Genomic DNA, 21,223 nt, shown 5'->3' with positions numbered 1-21,223 from the left:
GGCGGGGGCGCCGGTGTCCGGGTCCGCGGCCGCCGACGCCCGCTGCTCGCCCTGCCGCCGGCCCCGCCGCAGCCCGAAGTAGTACGCGAGGACGCCCGCGCCGATCGCCGCCTGGAGGGCGAACAGCGCCGACTCGACCTCTCCGGACGGCGGTTCGTACAGCGGCGAGAACCACGGCTCGTAGTCCGGGTCGATCTCGGTGATCGCCGTCTCCGCCTCGGCGTCCGCGCCCGCGAAGGGCTCCTCCTTGTGGTCCCCGAGCCCGAGCGCCAGGGGCAGCACCGCGAGCGCGGCGACCACCAGCAGCAGCAGCGCGTTGATCCGCGTGTTCCGGTTCACCGGGCCACCGCCTCGGGGGCCGCGTCGGCCGTCGCGCGTCCGGCCCGCGTCACCAGCACGCCGAGCCGGGTCAGTTCGCCCTTGCTGGACTGCACCAGCAGCCGCATCACCAGCACGGTCAGCAGCCCCTCGCTCACCGCCAGCGGGATCTGCGTGACGGCGAAGACGGAGCCGAACGTGCCGAGCGCGCCCGGCACTCCGCTGCCCGGGTCGGGGAAGGCCAGCGCCAGCTGCACGCTGGTCACGCAGTACGTCGACAGGTCGGCGACGAACGCGGCGGCGAACACCGCGCCCATCAGGGGCACGTCCGCGCGGCGCAGCAGCCGGTAGACGCCGTACCCGGCCCACGGTCCGACGACGGCCATGGAGAAGACGTTCGCGCCGAGCGTGGTCAGCCCGCCGTGGGCCAGCAGCAGCGCCTGGAACAGCAGGGTGATGGTGCCCAGGACCGCCATGACCGGCGGCCGGAACAGGATCGCGCCCAGCCCCGTGCCGGTGGGGTGGGAGCAACTGCCGGTGACCGACGGCAGTTTCAGCGCGGACAGGACGAAGGTGAACGCTCCCGACGCGCCGAGCAGCAGCGTGCTCTCGGGATGGCTCCGGACTTCACGGACGAGCGACCGGGCTCCGTGGACGACGAACGGCGCCGACACGGCACCCCAGGCGACCGCGTGCGCCGGAGGCAGAAAACCCTCGGCTATGTGCATGGCTCAGCAGACCCTCTCCAGCACCTCGTGGATGGTTGACGCGCCTTGGCCGGTCTCCTGGCTGACGGGTACCACCGCCCGTGCTCCGCCTTCCCGGGTCCGAGGACCCAGTGGCTGCCCGTGGGGGCAGGAGCAGGACTTCCCGATCACAGTGGCGAGGGCCGCACCGGTGTCGCACCGGATTTCCCGTCACCAAGGCGTGGTGACAGTAGTGCCCGTGCCCGGCCGGTGACAAGCGGTCACGGGGGCGCACGCACGGCGCCCGCCCTCCCCGCGGCACGCGCCCCGGAGCGGGGGAGCGCGCGGGGACTGGGGGGAGCCGGTACCGGGTAGCCCCTTGCTGCAACTAATATGCAACAACGATTATCGGTCAACTGGAGTGTGAGGTTCGATGACGACCCGACGCGCACGGAGCGCCGCCGTCGCCGCAGTGACGGCCTGCGCGCTCGCCGCCTGCTCGGCCCCGGGAAGCGGCGGTGCCGACGGCGGCGGGTCCGCCGACGCCGTGGTGATCGGGGTCTCCACCGAACCCGACACCCTGAACCCGCTGCTCGGCTACGGCAAGGACGGCAACTCCAAGATCTTCGACGGGCTGCTGGCCCGCGACGCGGAGATGAACCTGAAGCCCGCGCTGGCCAAGGCCCTCCCCGAGATCAGCGAGGACGGCCGCACCTACACCTTCACCCTGCGCGACGACGTCAAATTCACCGACGGCGAGCCGCTGACCAGCGAGGACGTCGTCTACACCTACCGCACGGTGCTCGACGACAAGACCAACAACACCGCCAAGAGCGAACTGGACGCGATCAAGGAGGTCCGGGCCGACGGCGAGCACACGGTCGTCTTCACCCTCGACTACCCCTACGCGGCCTTCGCCGCCCGCACCGTGCTGCCCATCGTGCCCGAGCACGTGGCCGGGAAGCAGGACCCCAACACCGGCTCCTTCAACACCCGCCCGGTCGGCACCGGACCCTACGTCCTCGCCGACTGGCGCAAGGGAGAAAAGCTCACCTTCAAGGCCAACCCGGACTATTGGGGCGGCGCCCCGAAGGTGAAGAAGCTCACCATGGCGGTCATCGCCGACGACGACGTCCGCGCCACCCGGCTGCGCTCCGGTGATCTCGACGGCGCGACCCTGCCGCCCAACCTCGCCGCCACCTTCAAGAACGACGACGAGCGCACGACGTACCGGGCCACCTCCTACGACTTCCGCGCCGTCAGCCTCCCCACCGGGAACCCCGTCACCCGCGACACCGCGATCCGCCGCGCCCTCGACCTCTCCGTCGACCGCAAGGCCATGGTCGACAGGATCCTCGACGGCGCCGGCCGCCCCGCCTACGGCCCGCTCCCCGTCGACGACACCTGGTTCGCCGAGGACATCGAGCGGCCCCGCGACCTCGCCGGAGCCAAGAAGCTCCTCGACGACGCCGGCTGGAAGCCCGGCAAGGACGGCATCCGCGCCAAGGACGGCCGCCGCGCCGCCTTCACCCTCTACTACCCCTCCGGCGACAAGGTCCGCCAGGACCACGCCCTCGCCTACGCCTCCGACGCCAAGCAGGCCGGCATCGACGTCAAGGTCGAGAGCGGCACCTGGGAGGTCATCGAGCCCCGGATGAAGCAGGACGCCGTCCTCGCCGGCTTCGGCAGCACCGGCGACCCCGACTTCGGCCTCTACACCCTGCTGCACTCCTCCCTCGCCGGCGACGGCTTCAACAACATGGCCCGCTACGACGACCCCGACGTGGACAAGGCCCTCGACACCGGCCGCCGCACCCGCGTCCAGGCCGACCGCAAGGCCGCCTACGACGACCTCCAGCGCGCTCTCGTCGAGAACCCCGGCTACACGTTCCTCACCCACATCGACCACCTCTACGTCCTCGCCGACCGCTGGGACGGCCTCACCACCCAGACCGAGCCCCACGAGCACGGCTTCGCCAGCGGCCCCTGGTGGAACGTCGAGGACTGGACGCCGAAGAAGTGAGCAGGCTGCCCTGGGCGGCGATGGGACGCCTCACGGCACGGCGGGCCCTGTTCGCCGTGCCCGTGCTCCTCGTCGTCACCTTCGGCGTGTTCGCGATCGCCGCCGCCTCCCCCTTCGACCCGGTGAAGGCGTACGCGGGCACCGCCGCGCTCGGCGCCGACCAGGAGACCCTGGACCGGCTGCGGGACAACCTGGGCGTGGACCGGCCGCTGACCGCCCGCTGGTGGGAATGGCTCAGCTCCGCCGTCACCGGCGACCTCGGCCAGTCCACCGTGATGCGCCAGCCCGTCGCCGAGGTCATCGGCGAACGGCTGGTGTGGTCGACGCTGCTGTGCACCGTCGCCTTCGCCGTCGCCGTCCTGCTCGGCACCCTGCTCGGCGTGCTGGCCGCCCGCCGCCCCGGCTCCCTCCTCGACCGCGCGGTCACCTCCGTCGCCTACTCCCTGGAAGCCGCCCCGGTCTTCTGGATCGCCCTGCTCGCCATCTGGCTGTTCGCCCTGAAACTGGACGTCCTGCCGGCCGGCGGCCTCACCGACACCGGCAGCGACCACGTCACCGCCGGACAGCTCGCGAGCCACCTCGTGCTGCCCGCCGGCGTCCTCGCCGTGTCCCAGCTGCCCTGGTTCACGCTCTACGTCCGCCAGGGCGTCGGCGACGCCCTCGCCGAGGACCCGGTGCGCGGCGCCCGCGCCCGCGGCCTCGCCGAACGCACCGTGCTCCTCGGCCACGCCCTGCGCTCCGGACTGCTGCCCGTGCTCACCCTGATCGGCTCCCGGGTCCCCGAACTCATCACCGGCGCCCTGCTGGTGGAGACCGTGTTCAGCTGGCCGGGCATCGCGGCGGCCACCGTCGAGGCCGCCACCGCCGTCGACTTCCCCCTGCTGGCCGCGCTCACCACCCTCGCCACCGCCGCCGTCCTCGCCGGGAACCTGCTCGCCGACCTGCTGTACGGACTGACCGACCCGAGGGTGAAGCTGGATGAGATGTGATCCCCATGGCTGACACCACCCTGGAGAAGACCCCGCCGGCCGGACGCGTCCGGCGCCCGCGCGGCACCGCCCGCCGCTCCACCCACACCCTCCGGCTGCGGGTCTCCGCGACCCTGGTCGCCCTCACCGTCCTCGCGGTGCTGCTGGTGCCGCCCCTGGTCCAGCTCGACCAGCAGAGCGTCGACCTCGGCGCCAAGCTGCTGCCGCCCAGCTGGGCCCACCCCTTCGGCACCGACGACGTCGGCCGCGACCTGCTGCTGCGCTGCGTCTACGGCCTGCGGGTCTCCCTGCTCGTCGGCCTGGTCGCCGCGCTCACCGCCACCGTCATCGGCACCGCCGTCGGCGCCACCGCCGGCGCCCTCGGCGGCTGGGCCGACCGCATCGTCATGCGCGTCGTCGACGCCGTCGCCTCGGTCCCGCACCTGCTGCTCGGCATCTTCATCGTCGCCATGTTCCGGCCCGGCGTCTGGCCCGTGGTGGTCTCCGTCGCCCTCACCCACTGGCTGTCCACCGCCCGCATCGTGCGCGCCGAGGTGCTCTCCCTGCGCTCCCGCCCCTACATCGACGCGGCCGTCTCCGGCGGCGCCTCCCGGTGGCGGATCGCCCTGCGGCACCTGCTGCCCGGGGTGCTGCCGCAGGCCGGGCTCGCCGCCGTGCTGATGGTCCCGCACGCCATGTGGCACGAGAGCGCCCTGTCCTTCCTCGGCCTCGGCCTGCCCGCCCACACCGCCAGCCTCGGCACCCTCATCCAGGGTGCCCGCGGCTCCCTGCTCGCCGGACAGTGGTGGCCCACCCTGTTCCCCGGCCTGTTCCTGATCGTCCCCACCCTCGCCATCGCCGGACTCGCCGGCGTCTGGCGGGAACGCATCAACCCCCGCCGCCGATCGGAGCTCACGCTGTGACCGCGACACCCCCCGTGCTGTCCGTGCGCGGCCTGACCGTGCGCTTCCTGCTGCCCGGCGGACGCCGGGTCGCCGCCGTCACCGACGCCCACTTCGACGTCGCCCCCGGCGAATGCCTCGCCCTCGTCGGCGAGAGCGGCTGCGGCAAGTCCGTCCTCGCCTCCGCCCTCCTCGGCCTGCTCCCCGCCAACGCCCGCACCACCGGCCACGCCCACCTCGGCGACCTCGACCTGCTCGCCGCCGACGAACGCACCCTGGCCCGCACCGTCCGGGGCCGCCGCATCGGCCTCGTCCCGCAGAGCCCCGCCGCGCACCTCACCCCCGTACGCACCATCCGCGCGCAGACCGAGGAGACCGTCGCCGAACTCACCGGCGTCCGGGGCCGCGCGGCCCTGCGCACGGCCGCCGAACAGGCCGCCGCCCGCGCCGCCTTCCCCGCCGACCACCTCGACCGTTACCCGCACGAACTCTCCGGCGGCCTCGCCCAGCGTGCCGCCACCGCCCTCGCCCTGATCGGCGATGCGCCCCTGCTCCTCGCCGACGAACCCACCACCGGCCTCGACCGCGACCTGGTGGACCGCACCGTCGACGAACTGCGCCGCCACGTCGACGCCGGACAGGGCCGCGCCCTGCTGATCATCACCCACGACCTGGCCGCCGCCGCCCGCGTCGCCGACCGGGTCGCCGTCATGTACGCCGGCCGCATCGTCGAACTCACCCCCGCCGATACCTTCTTCGGCACCCCCGGCCCCCGCCACCCCTACAGCCGCGGCCTGCTGGACGCCCTCCCCGACCGCGCCTTCACCCCCATCCCGGGCCTGCCGCCCGAACTCGGCAGCCTGCCCGACGGCTGCGCCTTCGCCCCCCGCTGCGACCGCGCCACCGACGCCTGCGCCACCGTCCCGGACCTGACCGCGTCGGTCGCCTGCCACCACCCGGTCCCGGCCCGCACCCCGGAGGACGTCCGTGCTTGAACTGCGCACCGTCACCGCCGGCTACGACCGCCGCGCCCCCGCCGTCCGGGGCGCCTCCCTCACCGTCGCCGCGGGCGAGGCCGTCGGCCTGCTCGGCCCCAGCGGCTGCGGCAAGTCCACCCTCGCCCGGGTCGCCGCCCTCCTGCACCGCCCCGACGCCGGGACCGTCCTCCTCGACGGCACCCCCGTACGCCACTGGCGCCACCGGGCCCCGCGCGCCGCCCGCACCGCCTTCGGCGTGGTCTTCCAGCAGCCCCGGCTCTCCGCCGACCCCCGGCTGCGCCTGAGCGACCTGATCGCCGAACCCCTGCGCGCCACCGGCCGCCGCGACGAGGTCCCCGCCCGGGTCCCCGAACTCGCCGACACCGTCGGCCTCACCCCCGACCTGCTCACCCGCCGCCCCCACGAGGTCAGCGACGGCCAGCTCCAACGCGCCTGCCTGGCCCGCGCGTTGATCCTCCGGCCGCGCATGCTCATCTGCGACGAGATGACCGCCATGCTCGACGCCTCCACCACGGCGGCGCTGGTCGCCGTCGTCGAGGACTACCGTGCGGCCACCGGCGCGGCCCTGCTCGCCGTGGGCCACGACCACGTCCTCCTCGACCGCTGGTGCGACCGCACCGTGCACTGGGACACCGTGACCGCCCCCGCGAAGACCCCCGGAGGCGCCCTCGTCACCGCGTAGGCGTGCCGTCCGGACGGGCCGGTGACGCGGCCGGCCGGACCTCCGCGGACGCCCTACGCGACCCTGACCACGTACTTGCCCCGGACACCGCCCGCCTCCAGCGCCCGGTGGGCCGCCGCCGTCTCCTCCAGGGGGAAGACCGTGTCCACCGCGGGCCTCAGCTTTCCCTCGGCGACATGGCGGGCCAGATCGTCGAAGTCCGCCCGCCCGGGGTTGCCGCTGAAGAAGCGCACCCGGCTCCGTCCGTGGACGGTGCCGGCCGCGAGGTAGGCGAGCGACCTGGCGGGCCGTGTCAGGTCGAAGGCGATGGTGACCATGCGCCCGCCGGGATTCAGCAGGCGCCGGAAGGTCCGCAGGCCGGTGCCCACGGTGTCCAGGACCACGTCGAAGCGGCCCAGGTCCGCCGGCCGCACGTCCCGGTGGTCGACGGCCCGGTGAGCACCCAGCCCGCGGACGAAGTCGTGGTTGGCCGCGCGGGCCAGGGCGGTGACCTCCGCGCCGTACGCCCGGCCGAGCTGGACGCCGGCGTTGCCGACACCGCCCGCCGCGCCCCGCACGAGGAGCCGTTCCCCGGGCCGCAGCCCGGTCTTGTCCCGCAGGGCGGTGATGGCCGTGGTCGTCACCGGCAGCGCGGCGGCGTCCACCGGGTCGAGGCCGTCGGGGAGCCGGCCGATCCGCCCGACGGGCACGGTCAGGTACTCGGCGGCGCTGCCGAACCCGGTGCGGCCCAGGACTCCCCAGACGCGGTCCCCGGCCGCGAACTCCGTGACCCCGGCGCCGGGTGCGGCGACCTCGCCGGTGAAGTCCAGGCCGACCCGCTTGGGGAACGTCCGGCCGGTCAGGAGGCGGAGACGGCCGGCCCGGGCCGCCACTTCGCCGCCGTTGACGCTGAACGCGCGCACCTTCACCAGGACCTCGCCGGGGGCCGGCTCGGGGCGCGGCACGCGGCCCGTGTAGAGCACGCCGGGGCCGCCGTAGCGGTCGTAGAGCACTGCCTTCATCATCCGGTCGTTCATCGTTCCGCCTCTGTCGCAAGGGAGTCGTACGGGGGATCCGGCATCGACCGTAAGCTCGTAAGCGGACGCAATCGTCCGTTTGGAGCGGAAGCGAGAGACAGTGATGGCGGAATCCTCTCGGATCACATCCCGGGGCGGGGTGCGGGCGGACGCCCGGCGCAACCGGGAGCGCGTCCTCGTCGCCGCCCGCGCGGTCTTCGCGGAGCACGGGATCGACGCCCCGATGGCGACGGTGGCGCGGCGGGCCGGGGTCGGCGTGGCGACGCTGTACCGGCACTTCCCGACCCGGGACGCCCTGGTGAGAGGCGCGTACGCGCAGCAGATGGACACCTGCGCGCGGACGCTCACCGAAGCTCTGGCCGCCCCCGACCCGTGGCAGGGCTTCCAGCAGCTGGTCGAGACGGTCTGTGCGCTGCAACGGGAGGAACGCGGATTCCCGGCCGCGTTCCTCGCGGCCTTCCCGGACGCCCCGGCACAGCACGAGCGGTCCCGGCAGCAGGCCGAGCGCGGCCTCACCAGCCTGGTGCGCAGGGCCCAGGCGGCGGGCGCGCTGCGGGCCGACTTCCACCCGTCCGACCTCGCCGTGGTCCTGCTGGCCCACTGCGGTCTGGTGGCCGCCCTCCCGGACGACGACGCGGCGTCCCGGCGCCTGGTGGCCTACCTGCTTCAGTCGTTCCGCGCCGACCGGGCCCACGAACCGCTGCCCCCGCCGGGCGCGTTGACCCTGCGCAGCCTCCCGATGGCGGCCGACGGCCCTCAGGGGCGGCGCCGGCGCCCCGCCGGCGCCTGACACGGCACGGCGCCCGCCGCTCCGTTTCACCACGGGCCCCGGTACCGCGGCCCCACGGGCTCCGCCGCCGCCCTCACAGCGTGACGTCGGCCCACTGCGCGAGCAGGTCGTCGTCGTCCGCCGGCCCGGCCGGCTCGCCGCTGCCGCCGTCCAGCAGCTGCTCGGTCCAGATGACCTTGCCGGCCGGCGTGTACCGCGTGCCCCAGCGCTCCGCGTACCGGGCGACCAGGAACAGCCCGCGCCCGCCCTCGTCCGTGGTGGACGCGTACCGCAGATGCGGCGAGGTGCTGCTGCCGTCGGAGACCTCGCAGATCAGGTGACGGTCCCGCAGCAGACGGACATGGATGGGCGACGTGCCGTAGCGGATGGCGTTGGTGACCAGTTCGCTGAGGATGAGTTCGGTGGCGAAGCCCGCCTCCGTCAGGTCCCACGCGTCCAGCTGCCGGGCGACCTCCGCCCGGACCCGCGACACCGCGGCCGGCTCCTGCGGCACGTCCCAGTCGGCCACCTGGTCGGCGTTCAGCACTCGCGTACGGGCCACCAGCAGCGCCACGTCGTCGGTGGCCCGGTCCGGCGGCAAAGCCTCCAGGACGGCCCGGCAGGTCTCCTCGGGCGCCCGGCCGGGCTGGGCGGCCAGCGCACCCTGCAGGATCGCCAGCCCGACGTCGATGTCCCGGCCGCGCTTCTCCACCAGCCCGTCGGTGTAGAGCACCAGCTGACTGGCCTCGGGCACCTGCACCTCGGCGGCCTCGAAGGGCAGCCCGCCCAGGCCCAGCGGGGGACCGGCGGGCAGGTCCAGGAAGACGGCGGTGCCGTCCGGGTGGACCAGGGCGGGCGGCGGATGCCCGGCCCGCGCCATCATGCAGGAACCGGACGCCGGGTCGTAGACCACGTACAGACAGGTCGCCCCGATGAGGGTCTCGTCCTCGTCATGGCCCGACTGCTCCCGGTCGAGCCGGGCCACCAGGTCGTCCAGCCGGGCCAGCAGCTCGTCCGGCGCCAGGTCGAGCGTGGCGAAGTTGTGCACCGCGGTGCGCAGCCGGCCCATGGTGGCCGCCGCGTGCAGCCCGTGCCCCACCACGTCACCGACGACCAGGGCCACCCGGGCACCCGACAGCTCGATCACGTCGAACCAGTCGCCGCCCACCCCCGCCTGGGCCGGCAGATAGCGGTGCGCCACATCGAGCGCGCTCAGCTCCGGCAGGTCCCGCGGCAGCAGGCTCTCCTGGAGCGTCACCGCCATCGCGTGCTCCCGCGTGTACCGGCGGGCGTTGTCCAGCGCCACCGCGGCCCACGCGGCCAGCTCCTGCGCGAACGCCATGTCGTTCTCGTCGAACGGCTTCTCCCACTGCGACCGCCAGAAGTCCACCACGCCCAGCAGGGTGCCGCGGGCCCGCAGCGGCACCGTGATCAGCGATCCTGCGCCGTGCGCCAGCACGTTCGCGGCCTCCTCCGGGTCCATCGCCTGCCACTCCTCGGCCGTGGCCAGGTCCGCCTCCAGCACCGCCCGGCCGGTCTCCACGCAGCGCGCCTGCGGAGTGCCGGGACGGAAGCGGACCTGCCCGCCCGGCGGCACCAGCGGCCGGTCGGCCTCGATGCCGCTCACGGCGGCCCGGCGCATGACGGAGGCCACCCGGGGCGGCTCCTCCCCGTGCAGCACCTCCTCGGCCAGCTCGACGGTGACGACGAACGCGAACCGCGGCACCGCCACGTCCGCCAGCTCCTGGGCGGTCTTCTGCACGTCCAGGGTGGAACCGATCCGGGCGCCCGCGTCGTAGAGCAGGGTCAGCCGCTCCCGGGCCACCTCCGCCCGGCCCGACAGCGTCCGCAGCTCCGTCGTGTCCCGGAGCGTCACCACGCTCCCCGCCCGCCCGGTGTGGGGGGAGGGGGCCGTACGGCGCTTGTTGACGGCCAGCAGCCGGCCGCCCGCCTGGTGCACCTCGTCGGTGAGCGTCTCGTCCGAGGTCAGCACGTCCACCAGCACCGGGTCCAGCCCCAGATCGTCCACGTCGTGCTGCTCGGCGTCCGGCGGGAGGTCCAGCAGCCGCCGCGCCTCGTCGTTGGCCAGCACCAGCGACCCGTCGTCGTCCGTGATCAGCACGCCCTCCCGCACCGCGTGCAGCACCGCGTCGTGGTGGTCGTACATCCGGGTCATCTCCACCGGCCCCAGCCCGTGCGTCTGGCGCAGCAGCCGCCGGCTGACCAGCGCCGTGCCCGCCGCGCTCAGGGCCAGCGCCCCGACCGCCGCCCCCACCAGCACCGGGAGCTGCGTCGCCGCCATGCTCGCCACCTGCTTCACGGTGATCGAGACCGCGACCGTGCCGACGACCGTGCCGTCCGGCTCGGTGACGGGGACGTAGGAGGCCACGGCGTCGCCCCGGGTGGTGTGGAAGTTCTCCGTCCGCGGGTCGCTCGGCAGGTTGAGCGCGTTCGGATCGAACTCGCCGATCTCCGCGGGGTCGGGGTGCGTGTAGCGGACCCCGGTCGGCGAGAGCACCACGATCAGGTCGACCCCGCTCTCCTTGCGGATCCGCTCGGTGAGGGGCTGGAGCTGCGCCGTCGGGTCCGGCGCGGTGAGGGCCTCCGCCGTGGCCGGGGAGTAGGCGAGCGTCTTGGCGATGTCCATCGACCGCAGCCGGGCGTCCTGGGTGCTGTCCCGGCGCGCCTGGAGCAGCAGCGCGGCCAGCGCGGCGGCGATGACCAGGGTCACGACGAGCACCTGGAGCAGGAACACCTGGCCGGCCACGCTGCGCACCCGGAACAGCGAGCGGAGCCTGCCCGTGGGTGGTCCCTGCGGGCCGGAACGGTCACCGCCCCGCCCCCGTTCCCCGGTCCGGCCCCGCCGCCGGCCGGGTTCCGCCGTCTGCTCCCTCCGGCCGCCGAAGAAGGGGGGCGACAGAACCGGAGGGCGCCGGGAGTACCCGCTCACTGCACCATGTCCCTCCTCCTGAGCGTCCCTGACCTGCTCCGTAGCGAAGAATGCCGTTCGCAATGCTCACGAATGCGTCAACGGTACTCTTTCCGGGCGACAGCGTCGTGCCGCGACGGCATTGCCCCCGTCCCGGCCGCGGCGGCCGACGCGAGGGACCGCACCGCGCGGGCCACATGCGGTTCGACGCGGTCCCGCCGGACCGCCACCAGTTCGACCGGCGGCACCCCGTGCAGCGGCAGCCACACCACCCCCTCGAGCGCGAGCGCCCGGGCCGGCTCCGGCAGCACCGCCAGCCCGAGACCGGCCGCCACGAACATCACCAGCGTCGACGTCTCGGCGACCTCCTGCACGGCCCCCGGCGTGACCCGCGCCTCGGACAGGGCCCGCTGGGCCACGTCGAACATGGCGGACCGGCCGCCGCCCGGATGCGTGAGCAGGGTCACGCCCGCCAGGTCCCGGACGAAGGCCCGGCGCCGCCGCGCCAGCGGATGCCCGTCCGGGACCGCCAGCACCAGCCGGTCGGACCGCAGCCGGGTGACGACGACGCCCGTCCGGTCGGCCGGGGGACGCATCAGCCCCAGGTCGATGGTGCCGTCCCGCAACGCCGCAACCTGGTCCGCGGTGAGCATCTCGCCCCGCACCGCCAGATCGACCGACGTCAGCTCGGCCCGCAGGGCGCGCGCGAAGCGCGGCAGCAGCGAGTACGTGGCCGAGCCGACGCAGCCCACCACGAGACGCCCCTCCAGACCCGCCTCGATCCGGCGCGCGTCCTGCCGGGCCCGCTCCACGCGCGCCAGCACGTCCCGCGCGTGCCGCAGATACGCCTCACCGGCGGCGGTCAGCGCCACCCGGCGCGTGGTCCGCTCCAGCAGCCGGGCCCCCACCGACTCCTCCAGCCCCCGTACTGCCTGGCTGAGCGGCGGCTGCGCCATGTGCAGCCGCTCCGCGGCCCGCCCGAAGTGGAGCTCCTCCGCGACGGTCACGAAGTAACGCATCCGGCGCAGCTCATCAGTCATATGCGAAAGGATATCAATCGGCAGGATTTTGATATTTCCCCTACCCATACCCGCTGACTACGGTCCCTGGTATGAAGTCTGCTTCCGACGTGGTCGTCTGCCACCCGCTGCGCACACCGGTCGGCCGCTTCGGCGGCGTGTTCGCCGGACTCCCGGCGACGGAGCTGGCCCGCCGGCTGCTCCGCGCGCTCGCCGACCGCGCCGGGCTCGCCGAGGGCGACGTCGACGACGTCGTGCTCGGCAACTGCTACCCCAGCGGCGAGAACCCCGCCATCGGCCGGATCGCCGCCCTGGACGCCGGACTCGGCACCGCGGTCACCGGACTCCAGCTCGACCGCCGCTGCGGCTCCGGCCTCCAGGCCGTCCTCTACGCGGCCGGGACCGTCGCCACGGGCGCCGCCACCACGGTCGTCGCCGGCGGTGTGGAGTCGATGAGCCAGGTCGAGCACTACGCGCTCGGCGTCCGCCAGGGCGTCCGGGCCGGCAGCCTCGAACTGTGGGACCGCCTCGACCGGGCCCGCCAGACCGCGGGCGGACGCGACCACCCGGTCCCCGGCGGCATGATCGAGACCGCGGAGAACCTGCGCCGCGAGTACGCCCTCACCCGCGAGGAACAGGACGCCCTCGCCCTCGCCTCCCAGACCCGGGTCGCCCGCGCCCGGGCCGAGGGCCGGTTCGCCGACGAGATCGTGCCGGTCACCGTGCCCGCCACCCGCCGCACACCGGAACGGACCGTCGACACCGACGAGCACCCCCGCCCCGGCACCACCGCCGAGGACCTCGCCGCACTGCGCCCCGTACGGGCCGGGCTGGACCCCGAAGCCACCGTGACCGCGGGCAACTCCAGCGGCCAGAACGACGGCGCCGCCATGTGCCTGGTCACCACCCGCGCCGAGGCGGAACGCCGCGGCTGGGAGCCCCTGCTCGCGCTGCGCGCCTGGGCGGTCGCCGGCGTCGGCCCCGAACGGATGGGCATCGGCCCGGTCCCAGCCACCGCCGCCGCCCTCGGGCGCGCCGGGCTCACCCTGGACGACCTGGACCTCATCGAACTGAACGAGGCGTTCGCCGCCCAGGTGCTGGCCTGCCTGCGCGAGTGGGACATCCCGGCCACGGACGAACGGCTCAACCCCAACGGCTCCGGCATCTCCCTCGGCCACCCCGTCGGCGCCACCGGAGCCCGCATCCTGGCCACCCTCGCGCACCATCTGCGCCGCAGCGGCGGACGCTACGCGCTGGAGACGATGTGCATCGGAGGCGGCCAGGGCCTGGCCGCCGTGTTCGAAAGGGCCGACGCGTGATGCCGACCTTCCACACCGACCCGGCCGAGGCCGTCACCTGCGTGCGCGACGGCGCCGTCGTCATGGTCGGCGGCTTCGGCGCCGCCGGTCAGCCCGTCGAACTCATCGACGCGCTCATCGCCTCCGGCGTCGGCGACCTGACCATCGTCAACAACAACGCAGGCAACGGCGACATCGGCCTGGCCGCGCTGATCGCCAAGGGCAGGGTGCGCAAGGTGATCTGCTCCTTCCCCCGGCAGCACGACTCCTGGCACTTCGACGCCGCCTACCGGGCCGGCACCGTCGCACTCGAACTGGTCCCGCAGGGCACCCTCGCCGAACGCATCCGGGCCGGCGGCGCCGGCATCGGCGGCTTCTTCACCCGCACCGGCTACGGCACCGTGCTCGCCGAGGGCAAGGAGACCCGCGTCATCGACGGACAGGGGTACGTCCTCGAACAGCCGCTCACCGCCGACGTCGCCCTCATCAAGGCCGACACCGCCGACCGCGCCGGCAACCTCGTCTACCGCAAGACCGCCCGCAACTTCGGCCCCGTCATGGCCACCGCGGCGGCCACCACCGTCGTCCAGGTCCGCCGCGTCGTCGAGACCGGCGCCATCGACCCCGAACACGTCGTGACCCCCGGCATCCACACCGACCACGTCGTCACGACCGGAGGCCCGGCATGAGCAGCACCACGCCCCTGCGCGACCGCGACGAACTCGCCGCGCTCATCGCGGCCGACATCCCGGCCGGTTCGTTCGTCAACCTCGGCATCGGCGCGCCCACCCTCATCTCCAACCACCTGCGCCCCGAACAGCACGTCACCCTCCACACCGAGAACGGCATGCTCGGCATGGGCCCGCTCGCCGCCGACGACGCGGTCGACCCCGACCTCATCAACGCCGGCAAGCAGCCCGTCACCGAACTCCCCGGCGCCGCCTACTTCCACCACGCCGACAGCTTCGCCATGATGCGCGGCGGCCACCTCGACTACTGCGTCCTCGGCGCCTACCAGGTCTCCGTCCGCGGCGACCTCGCCAACTGGTCGACCGGCGCCCCGGGTTCCGTCCCGGCCGTCGGCGGGGCCATGGACCTCGCGGTCGGCGCCCGCCGGACCTTCGTGATGATGGACCTCTTCGCCAAGGACGGCACCCCCAAGCTGGTCGAGGAGTGCACCTACCCCCTCACCGGCCTCGGCTGCGTCTCCCGCATCTACACCGACCACGGCGTCTTCGACCTCGCCCCCGACGGAGTCCGCGTCCGCGACCTCTTCGGCACGACGCGGGCGGAGCTGGAGGAACGGCTGGGGCTGCGGCTGCTGGGCTGAGCAGCGGGTGGGGGGCAGGTGGGGCCGCACCCGCCCCCACCACACACACCCACGGGTGCCTCAGACGACGTCCAACTCCCTTTCCCGCTCCTTCCCCCTCCCCCTCCCCCTCCCCTTCTCCTTCCCCTTCTCCGAAGTGCCCTGCGCCCGGCGGCCGTTCGCCGGCCACCGCCGATCCGTCACGCTGCCCAGCCAGCCCAGCAGGAACCCGGCCGGCGCCGTCACCAGGCCCGGGATCGTCACGTCCCAGACCTTGAAGTCGTGCCCCGGGAACAGCGACCCGGGCGTACCGGACGTGTACGGCGACAGCGCGAGGGCCGCGATGCTCAGCGCCGCGGCTCCCCACAGGCACCACAGCGCACCGCGGGCCGTGAACCCCGGCCAGTACACGGCGTACAGCAGGACGGGTGCCAGGGCGGCGCCGCAGATGGCGAGCCAGAGCGTGGAGACGACCACGAGGTTCCAGTCGGCGGCGACGACCGCGACGACCGAGGCGACCGCGCCCGTCGCCGCCGCGGACCACCGCGACGTGGCGCCGTCCGCCCGGCCCGACGGCCGGCGACCGGCGACGGGCGTGCCCGACGTCCCCAGCACGTCGCGGCCCAGCGCGATGCCCGCCGCCAGGGTCACGTCCACCACGGCGGCCAGCGCGGTGAGGAAGAGGACGCAGGCCAGGGCGGCGACCAGGACGCCCCCGTGGTCGAGGGCCCGGCCGAGCACCAGCGGCGTGAACACCTGCGCCGCCGGACCGGCCTCACGCAGCACCTCACCGACGAGGGCCGCCGCACCCACGCCGACGACGGCCAACGCGCCGTACAGCAGGACGAGTTCGCCCAGCATCCACCGGCCGGCGATGCGGGCGCCGCGCGGACTCTTCGTCGAGATCGCCCGCATCAGCACGGCGGGCATCGCCAGCGTCGCCAGCGACATGCCGAACATCTGGCCGATCCGGTTGACGGCCCCGACCCAGCCGTCGCCGGTGTAGCCGCCGGGACGCAGATACGCCTCGCCCATGTGCGAACCGTGGGCCGCGGCGTCGAGCAGTCGCCCGGGGTCCCCGCCGAAACGGTGCAGCACGAGGACCGCCGTCACCACCAGCACAGGCAGGGTGATCACCGACTTGGCGATCATCACGACGCCCGTGCCGCGGATCCCGCCGATGACGGCGAGCGCCGTCATCACACAGCCGATCAGCACGATGCAGCCGGTCCGCAGGCCGGGCTGCCCGATCAGCGCCGCGGCGACGTTGCCGACCACCACCAACTGCACGACGAGCAGCGGGAAGCAGACGAGCAGCGTCACCGCCCCCCACGACAGGCGCACGGCGCGACCGCCGCTGCCCCGCGCGTCCAGCAGGTCCGCGGCCGTCAGCGAGGCGTGCCGGCGCAGCGGTTCCACCAGCAGCACCAGGAAGAGCACCACCCCGAGCAGGCTGCCCAGCATGACGCCGAGCCCGTCGAACCCGGACACGGCGACCATGCCCACCAGCACGGTGACGGTCGCGACCGTGGTGGTGTCGCCGCCCATGGCGATGCCCTGCTGCCAGGAACGCAGCCGACGGCTGTCGGACCGGACGAGGGCCCGGTCGTCCTCGTCGGCGCCGGTGATCACGCACAGCATCAGGCAGACCACGACGAACACGGAGACGACCGCGAGGACGAGGGACCGGGAGGAGGGATCGAGGAGCGAGGTCACGACGCCCACCGCCGCTCGTCCGGCTGCTGCTCGACCCCGTCGGTCTGCCGCCCGTGCGCCACGAGCGCATGCACCCCCACGGCCAGCGGCACCACGGCCAACACGGCGCCCAGACTCACCGGTCCGGCCACGGGCGTGCCGTACCAGGACGGCAGGAGGGCGGCGACGAGCACGAACACGAACCAGACGACGGCGGTCCGGACCCCGAGCCGCAACCCGACCCCCAGGCGCGCGGTCTCCCCGGCGCCGGGATCCTCCGGCTCCCTCCCGGGGTGCGCGTCGACAGCGGGCTTGTCGGGGTACGGCGGCCCGTACCGGGGCTGCGGTCCGAAGGACATGCGAGCGGCTCCACTCACGTTGGACCCGCACCGCCTGAGGGGCGCGGGGACGGGTGCGGGGGGTGACCGCGGAGTCAACCAGACACCCCCACGGCTCCGGCCCCTCCGGCCGCAGACTTGTTCCGCCGCCCAATCAGCAGCGGCGCGGACAGTGAGCGGGCACCGTGTGATCGGGCAGCCCGGGCGGCGAACGGCTCGTCCGCGCGACGATGAACGATCACGATGCCCGCCGTCGGTCATCGGCGTCGGTCGTCGGTCAGCGGTCAGCGGTTGTCGGTCGGCGGGCGGCGCGCGGCGGGCGACGGGCCCCGGGCGGGGTGTCGCGCCGCAGTCCGGGGCGCGTTCGGCGCCCCGGGCCGGCGCCCCGGGCCCTCAGACTCCCGCCGCGGCGGGACGTGGCGCGCCCTGGAAGACCTGCTCCATGTGCCAGGCGCGGTGGTCGGCTGCGACGGGGACCGTTCCCGGCTGAGGGCCGATCAGCTCACGTCCGGCGAGCGCCAGCACCTGCTCCCGGGCCGCGGGGCTGTGCCCCACGAAGCGCTGGGAGACCAGTATCCGGTGGCCGTCGCCGATCCCCAGGACGCCCTTGTCGAAGAGCTTGTGGTGCAGGGAGCAGAGGCAGAGTCCGTTGTCGAGATCGTCCGGACCCTCGAATGCCCACCAGCGCACATGCGCGGCCTCCAGCCCGACCGGGACGGGACCGATCCGGCCGTCGTAACCGCAGAAGGCGCACCGGTACTCGTACGCGGTCAACACCAGTTCACGCATGCGCCGGTGCCGTTGCCGCCGCGTCGCCGACGGCAGCCCCGTCTCCGCGCGCTCCAGGTCCAGGCCGACGGCTTCGCAGAGCTCGCCGTGGAGCGACGGCGGGAAGTGCAGGTCGAGCAACAGCCGTGCCATGCGCGCCAGCAGGGCCGGGTCGTCGCTCAGCGCACCGCGCAGTCCGGGCACCAGCCGGCCGGTGGCACCCGACACCCGCAGGTCACGCACCCCGCTCCCCGGGCTGCCGGGCCCGCGGTCGGTGCGCACTTCCCACACGCCGTCGCTGACGAGGTGATGGAACGGGTAGGAAGGCGTCGTCCGACGGGGCGGACCGTACTCGGTCAACAACTGCTGCAGTTCGCGCTCCACGGCGCTGTACCGCAGCTCGCCCTCGGCGTCCTGCTGGAACCGCCCGAGGGCGTACAGGAGCAGCAGCGGCTTGTGCGGGGCACGCGCCCCGCTCCTGCTCCACTGCCTGAGCTTCGCGACACGCTCGAGCCAGTCCATGGACGGTGATCGTACTGAGGCGCCGCCGTGCACTCTGCGGGGCAGGGTTGCGGTCGGGGCTAGCTCGTGGCGGTCCGTGATCCGCCGATGGCGGGCAGGGAGGGCGGCTCGTAGTCGTACAGGTATCCCTGCGCCCGTTCGAAGAACGGGAGGAGGACGCGCATCCTCGCCGAGTTGATCTGCCGCTTCACGGTGCTGGGCCGCTTGCTCTCCCGGGCGTTGTGCCCGTGCTTGAGCAGCCTGTCGATGCGCGGGCGGCGGGTCGCGTCGTAGGACTTCAGCCCCGCCGGGACGGTCGGGGCGCCGCTCAGCGCCACCGCGAGCTCCAGCGCGTCCTCGATGCACATCGAGGCGCCGTGTCCGACGCCGACGGGGTGGGCGGCGTCGCCGACCAGCACCATGCGAGCACTGTGCCAGGTGCGGACGGTGTCGCAGACGGTCAGGTGGCCGGACGCGACGATCGATGTCGCGGCTCCGACGACGGCCTGCGGCAGCGCCTCGGGGAACAACTCGTTCACGCGCCGCAGCCATTGCGCGTCGTCGATGCCGCGCAGGTCGGGTTTGACGGGATCCCCGATCTGAGCCGTCCACCACTGGGTCCCCTCGTCGATGCCGGTGTAGACGAAGGCACCGGCGCGCGTGTACGCGAGGTTCCAGACCCCGGGCTCGATCCCGGGCGCGTTGGCGATTCCGGCGACCCCGTAGAGCCCGGCGTACTCGGCGCGCGGCGCGGACGAGTCGATCAGTCCGCGCACGGTGGACCAGACGCCGTCGGCGCCCACGAGCAGTTCCGCGCTCTCGCGCCGGCCGGAGGCGAACTCTGCCACCACGCCGTCCGCCGACTCCGTCCCGCCGACCAGGCGTTCGCCCGTGACGATCCGCGCGCCGGCGGCGAGTGCCGCCTCCCGCAGGATCGACACGAGCCGTCCGCGCTGGAGCGTGATGCTGCGCATCGGGTCGGCTTCACGCCGGAGGCGTGCCACGTCGCCCAGGAGACGGCCGCCCTCCGAGTAGAACCGCATCCGTTCGACGGGGTGCCCGGCCTCCTGCACGTCGCGCAGGCAGCCCAGCTTCTCCAGTGCGCGCAGGCCGTTGACCGCCAGGCTGAAGTGGGCGCCCACGTCCTCGGGCGGTACGTCGTACGCCTCGTAGACGGTCACGTCGTGACCGATGTGCCGCAGGGCGAGGGCGATGGCAGGACCAGCTATCCCGCCACCGATCACGATCGTTCGCACGGCGCCTCCCTGAATAAGGATTCACTGAAACTGGATTCAGTGAAAGTCTGTTCCGATACGCTGGCGTCTGTCAACAGCCCATGGAGGACGACATGCCGCAGGCGGGCGCCGCCGGCCGAAAGGTCCGGGCGGCCCAGACGCGCGCCGCGCTGCTGGACGCGGCACGGGAGCTGTTCAGCGAGCGCGGTTACCTCAACACGAAGATCACCGACATCACCGCGGCGGCCGGACGCTCGACCGGCTCGTTCTACGAGCACTTCGCCGGCAAGGACGAGCTGCTCCAGGCGCTCCTCGCCGAGAGAGAAGACGCGATCGACGACCGCATGGCCGGGCAGGAGCATCCCCGCGACCACGACCTGACCGACCGCGACCAGTTGCGCGAGCACCTCGATGCCGCGTGGTCGGTGATGCGGCAGACCCGTCCGGTCACGCTCGCGCTCTTCCAGGCGATGGTGGCCGACGACCCCGGCACGGGCAGGGCCTGGCGCGATCTGCGCGAGCAGACCGGCACGATCCGGATGCATCTGGAGTACCTGGCCGAGCGCGGCCACAAGCTGCCCGGTGACCCCGAACTCGTCGCAGCGGCAATGGGCGCGATGATCGTCACCCTCAACTACGCGTTGCTCCCGCCCGCCGACGGCGAGGACGAGCAGCACGTCATCGACACCTGCACGGACCTGCTCCTGCACGGGCTGGCCGGACCGGAACCACGACCGGCGGAGGAAGCCTGAGCCCACGTGCGCGTCGATCCGCCACCGACCGGGGGCGAGGTTTCACTGTTCCAGGTTGATTGGGCACCGGATGACACCGCGGCGTCGGATCCTTCAGTGCAGGCATTCTGAAGGCTGTCTGTGAGCTCAGTTGAGACTCATGTCTCGGGATGATGCCCTTGGGCCTCGCCGACGACCAGTACGGGGGGCGGGCGTTCTTGCTCTTCCCGTTCGGACAGCAGGGTACTTGAACCGTTCCGGGTTCGATCGAGACTCTAGGTTATGACTGTGACCTGGGGCTTCGTGGTTGCCCGGTAGTAGTTGGTCTCGTATTCGGCGGGTGGGATGTGCCCGATCTCACCGTGCAGTCGGCGGTGGCAGTACCAGTCGACCCATTCGGCGGTGGCCAGCTCGACCTCGGAGAGTGTCTTCCAGGGCCGACGGGGCTTGATCAACTCGGTTTTGAACAGGCCGATCGTGGACTCCATCAGGGCATTGTCGTAGGCGTCGCCGACCGATCCGATCGATGCGGCGATGCCTGCCCGGTCGAGGTGCTCGGCGAGCGCGAACGATGTGTACTGCGACCCGGCATCGGAGTGATGTATCAACTCGCCTTTTTGTAAGGGCGTTGGTCTCGGTCGCGTTGCCAGAGGGCCATCTCGAGGGCGTCCAGGACGAGCCGGGTCTCCTTCGAAGTGGCCGCGGACCAGCAGACGATGCGGCGGGAGAAAGTGTCCACGACGAAGGCGACGTAGACGACGCCGGCGAACGTGGTGACGTGGGTGAAGTCGGCAACCCAGCAGCGGTTCGGGGCCGGGGCGACGAAGTCACGGTCCACGAGGTCCGGGGCCCGCTGTGCGCTCACGTCGGGGATCGTGGTGATCACCTTCTTGCCGCGGACCGCTCCGGCGATGCCGAGCTCGCGCATGAGGCGTTCGACGGTGCAGCGGGCCACCGCGACATCCTGGCGGTTCAAGAGCCGCCAGATCTTCCGGGCGCCGTAGACACGGTAGTTGGCCTCGTACGCCTCCTGGATCA

21 protein-coding genes and 1 riboswitch are annotated in these 21,223 nt (G+C 73.5%); of the genes, 10 read left to right on the top strand and 11 right to left on the bottom strand.

Going from position 1 to position 21,223, the window contains the following annotated elements; translation table 11 throughout:
* A partial coding sequence (locus G3I53_RS26930; RefSeq protein WP_164438861.1) for an energy-coupling factor ABC transporter substrate-binding protein occupies nt 1–339 on the bottom strand: 339 nt, incomplete at its 3' end.
* A complete protein-coding gene (locus tag G3I53_RS26925) occupies nt 336–1,046 on the bottom strand; it encodes an energy-coupling factor ABC transporter permease (RefSeq protein ID WP_164335206.1) in 711 nt (236 codons plus the stop codon). The genes G3I53_RS26930 and G3I53_RS26925, both read right to left, overlap by 4 nt.
* A 29-nt stretch (nt 1,047–1,075) precedes the next feature.
* Nucleotides 1,076–1,258: riboswitch (cobalamin riboswitch) on the bottom strand.
* Nucleotides 1,259–1,437: 179 nt separating this feature from the next.
* On the opposite strand from G3I53_RS26925, the gene G3I53_RS26920 reads away from it, so the two are divergent.
* The 5 genes from G3I53_RS26920 to G3I53_RS26900 are packed head-to-tail and all read left to right on the top strand — an operon-like array spanning nt 1,438 to nt 6,577.
* Complete coding sequence (locus G3I53_RS26920) at nt 1,438–3,027, top strand: ABC transporter substrate-binding protein (RefSeq protein ID WP_164335203.1); 1,590 nt, start codon at nt 1,438–1,440, stop codon at nt 3,025–3,027.
* Between the two features lie 20 nt (nt 3,028–3,047).
* Nucleotides 3,048–4,016, top strand: a complete 969-nt coding sequence (locus tag G3I53_RS26915) for an ABC transporter permease (protein ID WP_164335209.1) — start codon at nt 3,048–3,050, stop codon at nt 4,014–4,016.
* 5 nt (nt 4,017–4,021) lie between these two features.
* On the top strand, nt 4,022–4,918 hold the full coding sequence (locus tag G3I53_RS26910) for an ABC transporter permease (protein ID WP_164335201.1): 897 nt from the start codon (nt 4,022–4,024) through the stop codon (nt 4,916–4,918).
* A complete protein-coding gene (locus G3I53_RS26905; RefSeq protein ID WP_164335199.1) occupies nt 4,915–5,892 on the top strand; it encodes an ABC transporter ATP-binding protein in 978 nt (325 codons plus the stop codon). The genes G3I53_RS26910 and G3I53_RS26905 overlap by 4 nt, the downstream gene beginning before the upstream one ends.
* The gene (locus G3I53_RS26900) at nt 5,885–6,577 is read left to right on the top strand and encodes an ATP-binding cassette domain-containing protein (protein WP_164438860.1); all 693 of its coding nucleotides are present in this window, start codon (nt 5,885–5,887) and stop codon (nt 6,575–6,577) included. The genes G3I53_RS26905 and G3I53_RS26900 overlap by 8 nt, the downstream gene beginning before the upstream one ends.
* 53 nt (nt 6,578–6,630) lie before the next feature.
* On the opposite strand, the gene G3I53_RS26895 is transcribed toward G3I53_RS26900, so the two are convergent.
* On the bottom strand, nt 6,631–7,593 hold the full coding sequence (locus G3I53_RS26895) for an NAD(P)-dependent alcohol dehydrogenase (protein WP_164338172.1): 963 nt from the start codon (nt 7,591–7,593) through the stop codon (nt 6,631–6,633).
* 103 nt (nt 7,594–7,696) lie between these two features.
* Here G3I53_RS26895 and G3I53_RS26890 point away from each other — a divergent pair, with 103 nt between their 5' ends.
* Nucleotides 7,697–8,383, top strand: a complete 687-nt coding sequence (locus G3I53_RS26890) for a TetR/AcrR family transcriptional regulator (protein WP_164438859.1) — start codon at nt 7,697–7,699, stop codon at nt 8,381–8,383.
* Between the two features lie 73 nt (nt 8,384–8,456).
* Here G3I53_RS26890 and G3I53_RS26885 read toward each other — a convergent pair whose 3' ends face one another.
* Together G3I53_RS26885 and G3I53_RS26880 are read right to left on the bottom strand one after the other, a co-directional pair.
* Complete coding sequence (locus G3I53_RS26885; RefSeq protein WP_164338713.1) at nt 8,457–11,147, bottom strand: SpoIIE family protein phosphatase; 2,691 nt, start codon at nt 11,145–11,147, stop codon at nt 8,457–8,459.
* Nucleotides 11,148–11,389: 242 nt separating this feature from the next.
* Nucleotides 11,390–12,331, bottom strand: coding sequence for a LysR substrate-binding domain-containing protein (locus G3I53_RS26880; RefSeq protein ID WP_164338709.1), 942 nt, complete (start codon nt 12,329–12,331; stop codon nt 11,390–11,392).
* 71 nt (nt 12,332–12,402) lie between these two features.
* On the opposite strand from G3I53_RS26880, the gene G3I53_RS26875 reads away from it, so the two are divergent.
* The 3 genes from G3I53_RS26875 to G3I53_RS26865 are packed head-to-tail and all read left to right on the top strand — an operon-like array spanning nt 12,403 to nt 14,938.
* Entirely contained in the window at nt 12,403–13,629 is a 1,227-nt protein-coding gene (locus G3I53_RS26875; RefSeq protein ID WP_164338710.1) for an acetyl-CoA C-acetyltransferase, read from the top strand.
* On the top strand, nt 13,629–14,297 hold the full coding sequence (locus G3I53_RS26870) for a 3-oxoacid CoA-transferase subunit A (protein WP_164338711.1): 669 nt from the start codon (nt 13,629–13,631) through the stop codon (nt 14,295–14,297). Before G3I53_RS26875 ends, G3I53_RS26870 begins: the two co-directional genes overlap by 1 nt.
* Nucleotides 14,294–14,938 carry a 3-oxoacid CoA-transferase subunit B gene (locus G3I53_RS26865; protein ID WP_164338712.1) on the top strand — a complete coding sequence of 215 codons (645 nt, stop codon included), beginning with the start codon at nt 14,294–14,296 and terminating at the stop codon, nt 14,936–14,938. The genes G3I53_RS26870 and G3I53_RS26865 overlap by 4 nt, the downstream gene beginning before the upstream one ends.
* 60 nt (nt 14,939–14,998) lie before the next feature.
* On the opposite strand, the gene G3I53_RS26860 is transcribed toward G3I53_RS26865, so the two are convergent.
* The 4 genes from G3I53_RS26860 to G3I53_RS26845 form a co-directional block, all read right to left on the bottom strand.
* Nucleotides 14,999–16,633, bottom strand: a complete 1,635-nt coding sequence (locus tag G3I53_RS26860) for a transporter (RefSeq protein ID WP_164438858.1) — start codon at nt 16,631–16,633, stop codon at nt 14,999–15,001.
* Nucleotides 16,630–16,971 (bottom strand): DUF485 domain-containing protein, encoded by a 342-nt coding sequence (locus G3I53_RS34190; RefSeq protein ID WP_164338276.1) that lies wholly within the window; start codon nt 16,969–16,971, stop codon nt 16,630–16,632. Before G3I53_RS34190 ends, G3I53_RS26860 begins: the two co-directional genes overlap by 4 nt.
* A gap of 372 nt (nt 16,972–17,343) precedes the next feature.
* Entirely contained in the window at nt 17,344–18,240 is an 897-nt protein-coding gene (locus tag G3I53_RS26850) for a phosphorothioated DNA-binding restriction endonuclease (protein WP_164338277.1), read from the bottom strand.
* A 59-nt stretch (nt 18,241–18,299) separates the two neighbouring features.
* Complete coding sequence (locus G3I53_RS26845) at nt 18,300–19,475, bottom strand: NAD(P)/FAD-dependent oxidoreductase (protein ID WP_164338278.1); 1,176 nt, start codon at nt 19,473–19,475, stop codon at nt 18,300–18,302.
* A 92-nt stretch (nt 19,476–19,567) separates the two neighbouring features.
* Between G3I53_RS26845 and G3I53_RS26840 the strand changes: the two genes are divergently transcribed.
* A complete protein-coding gene (locus tag G3I53_RS26840; protein WP_164338279.1) occupies nt 19,568–20,206 on the top strand; it encodes a TetR/AcrR family transcriptional regulator in 639 nt (212 codons plus the stop codon).
* Nucleotides 20,207–20,460: 254 nt separating this feature from the next.
* On the opposite strand, the gene G3I53_RS26835 is transcribed toward G3I53_RS26840, so the two are convergent.
* Both G3I53_RS26835 and G3I53_RS26830 read right to left on the bottom strand, forming a co-directional pair.
* Nucleotides 20,461–20,793 (bottom strand): integrase core domain-containing protein, encoded by a 333-nt coding sequence (locus G3I53_RS26835; protein WP_164337841.1) that lies wholly within the window; start codon nt 20,791–20,793, stop codon nt 20,461–20,463.
* A partial coding sequence (locus G3I53_RS26830) for an IS3 family transposase (protein ID WP_164337842.1) occupies nt 20,790–21,223 on the bottom strand: 434 nt, incomplete at its 5' end. The genes G3I53_RS26835 and G3I53_RS26830, both read right to left, overlap by 4 nt.

Origin of the sequence: Streptomyces sp. SID14436 (assembly GCF_010548465.1) — a bacterium.
Taxonomy (GTDB): domain Bacteria; phylum Actinomycetota; class Actinomycetes; order Streptomycetales; family Streptomycetaceae; genus Streptomyces.
Note: the sequence above shows the minus strand (reverse complement) of the source record. Positions and strands in the feature narration are given on the sequence as shown.

Coding starts and splice junctions, on each gene's coding strand:
- G3I53_RS26910 (WP_164335201.1), top strand. CDS start 4,022: ATGGCTGACACCACCCTGGAGAAGACCCCGCCGGCCGGACGCGTCCGG.
- G3I53_RS26890 (WP_164438859.1), top strand. CDS start 7,697: ATGGCGGAATCCTCTCGGATCACATCCCGGGGCGGGGTGCGGGCGGAC.
- G3I53_RS26870 (WP_164338711.1), top strand. CDS start 13,629: ATGCCGACCTTCCACACCGACCCGGCCGAGGCCGTCACCTGCGTGCGC.
- G3I53_RS26880 (WP_164338709.1), bottom strand. CDS start 12,331: ATGACTGATGAGCTGCGCCGGATGCGTTACTTCGTGACCGTCGCGGAG.
- G3I53_RS26895 (WP_164338172.1), bottom strand. CDS start 7,593: ATGAACGACCGGATGATGAAGGCAGTGCTCTACGACCGCTACGGCGGC.
- G3I53_RS26850 (WP_164338277.1), bottom strand. CDS start 18,240: ATGGACTGGCTCGAGCGTGTCGCGAAGCTCAGGCAGTGGAGCAGGAGC.
- G3I53_RS26840 (WP_164338279.1), top strand. CDS start 19,568: ATGCCGCAGGCGGGCGCCGCCGGCCGAAAGGTCCGGGCGGCCCAGACG.
- G3I53_RS26920 (WP_164335203.1), top strand. CDS start 1,438: ATGACGACCCGACGCGCACGGAGCGCCGCCGTCGCCGCAGTGACGGCC.
- G3I53_RS26865 (WP_164338712.1), top strand. CDS start 14,294: ATGAGCAGCACCACGCCCCTGCGCGACCGCGACGAACTCGCCGCGCTC.
- G3I53_RS26925 (WP_164335206.1), bottom strand. CDS start 1,046: ATGCACATAGCCGAGGGTTTTCTGCCTCCGGCGCACGCGGTCGCCTGG.
- G3I53_RS26875 (WP_164338710.1), top strand. CDS start 12,403: ATGAAGTCTGCTTCCGACGTGGTCGTCTGCCACCCGCTGCGCACACCG.
- G3I53_RS34190 (WP_164338276.1), bottom strand. CDS start 16,971: ATGTCCTTCGGACCGCAGCCCCGGTACGGGCCGCCGTACCCCGACAAG.
- G3I53_RS26915 (WP_164335209.1), top strand. CDS start 3,048: ATGGGACGCCTCACGGCACGGCGGGCCCTGTTCGCCGTGCCCGTGCTC.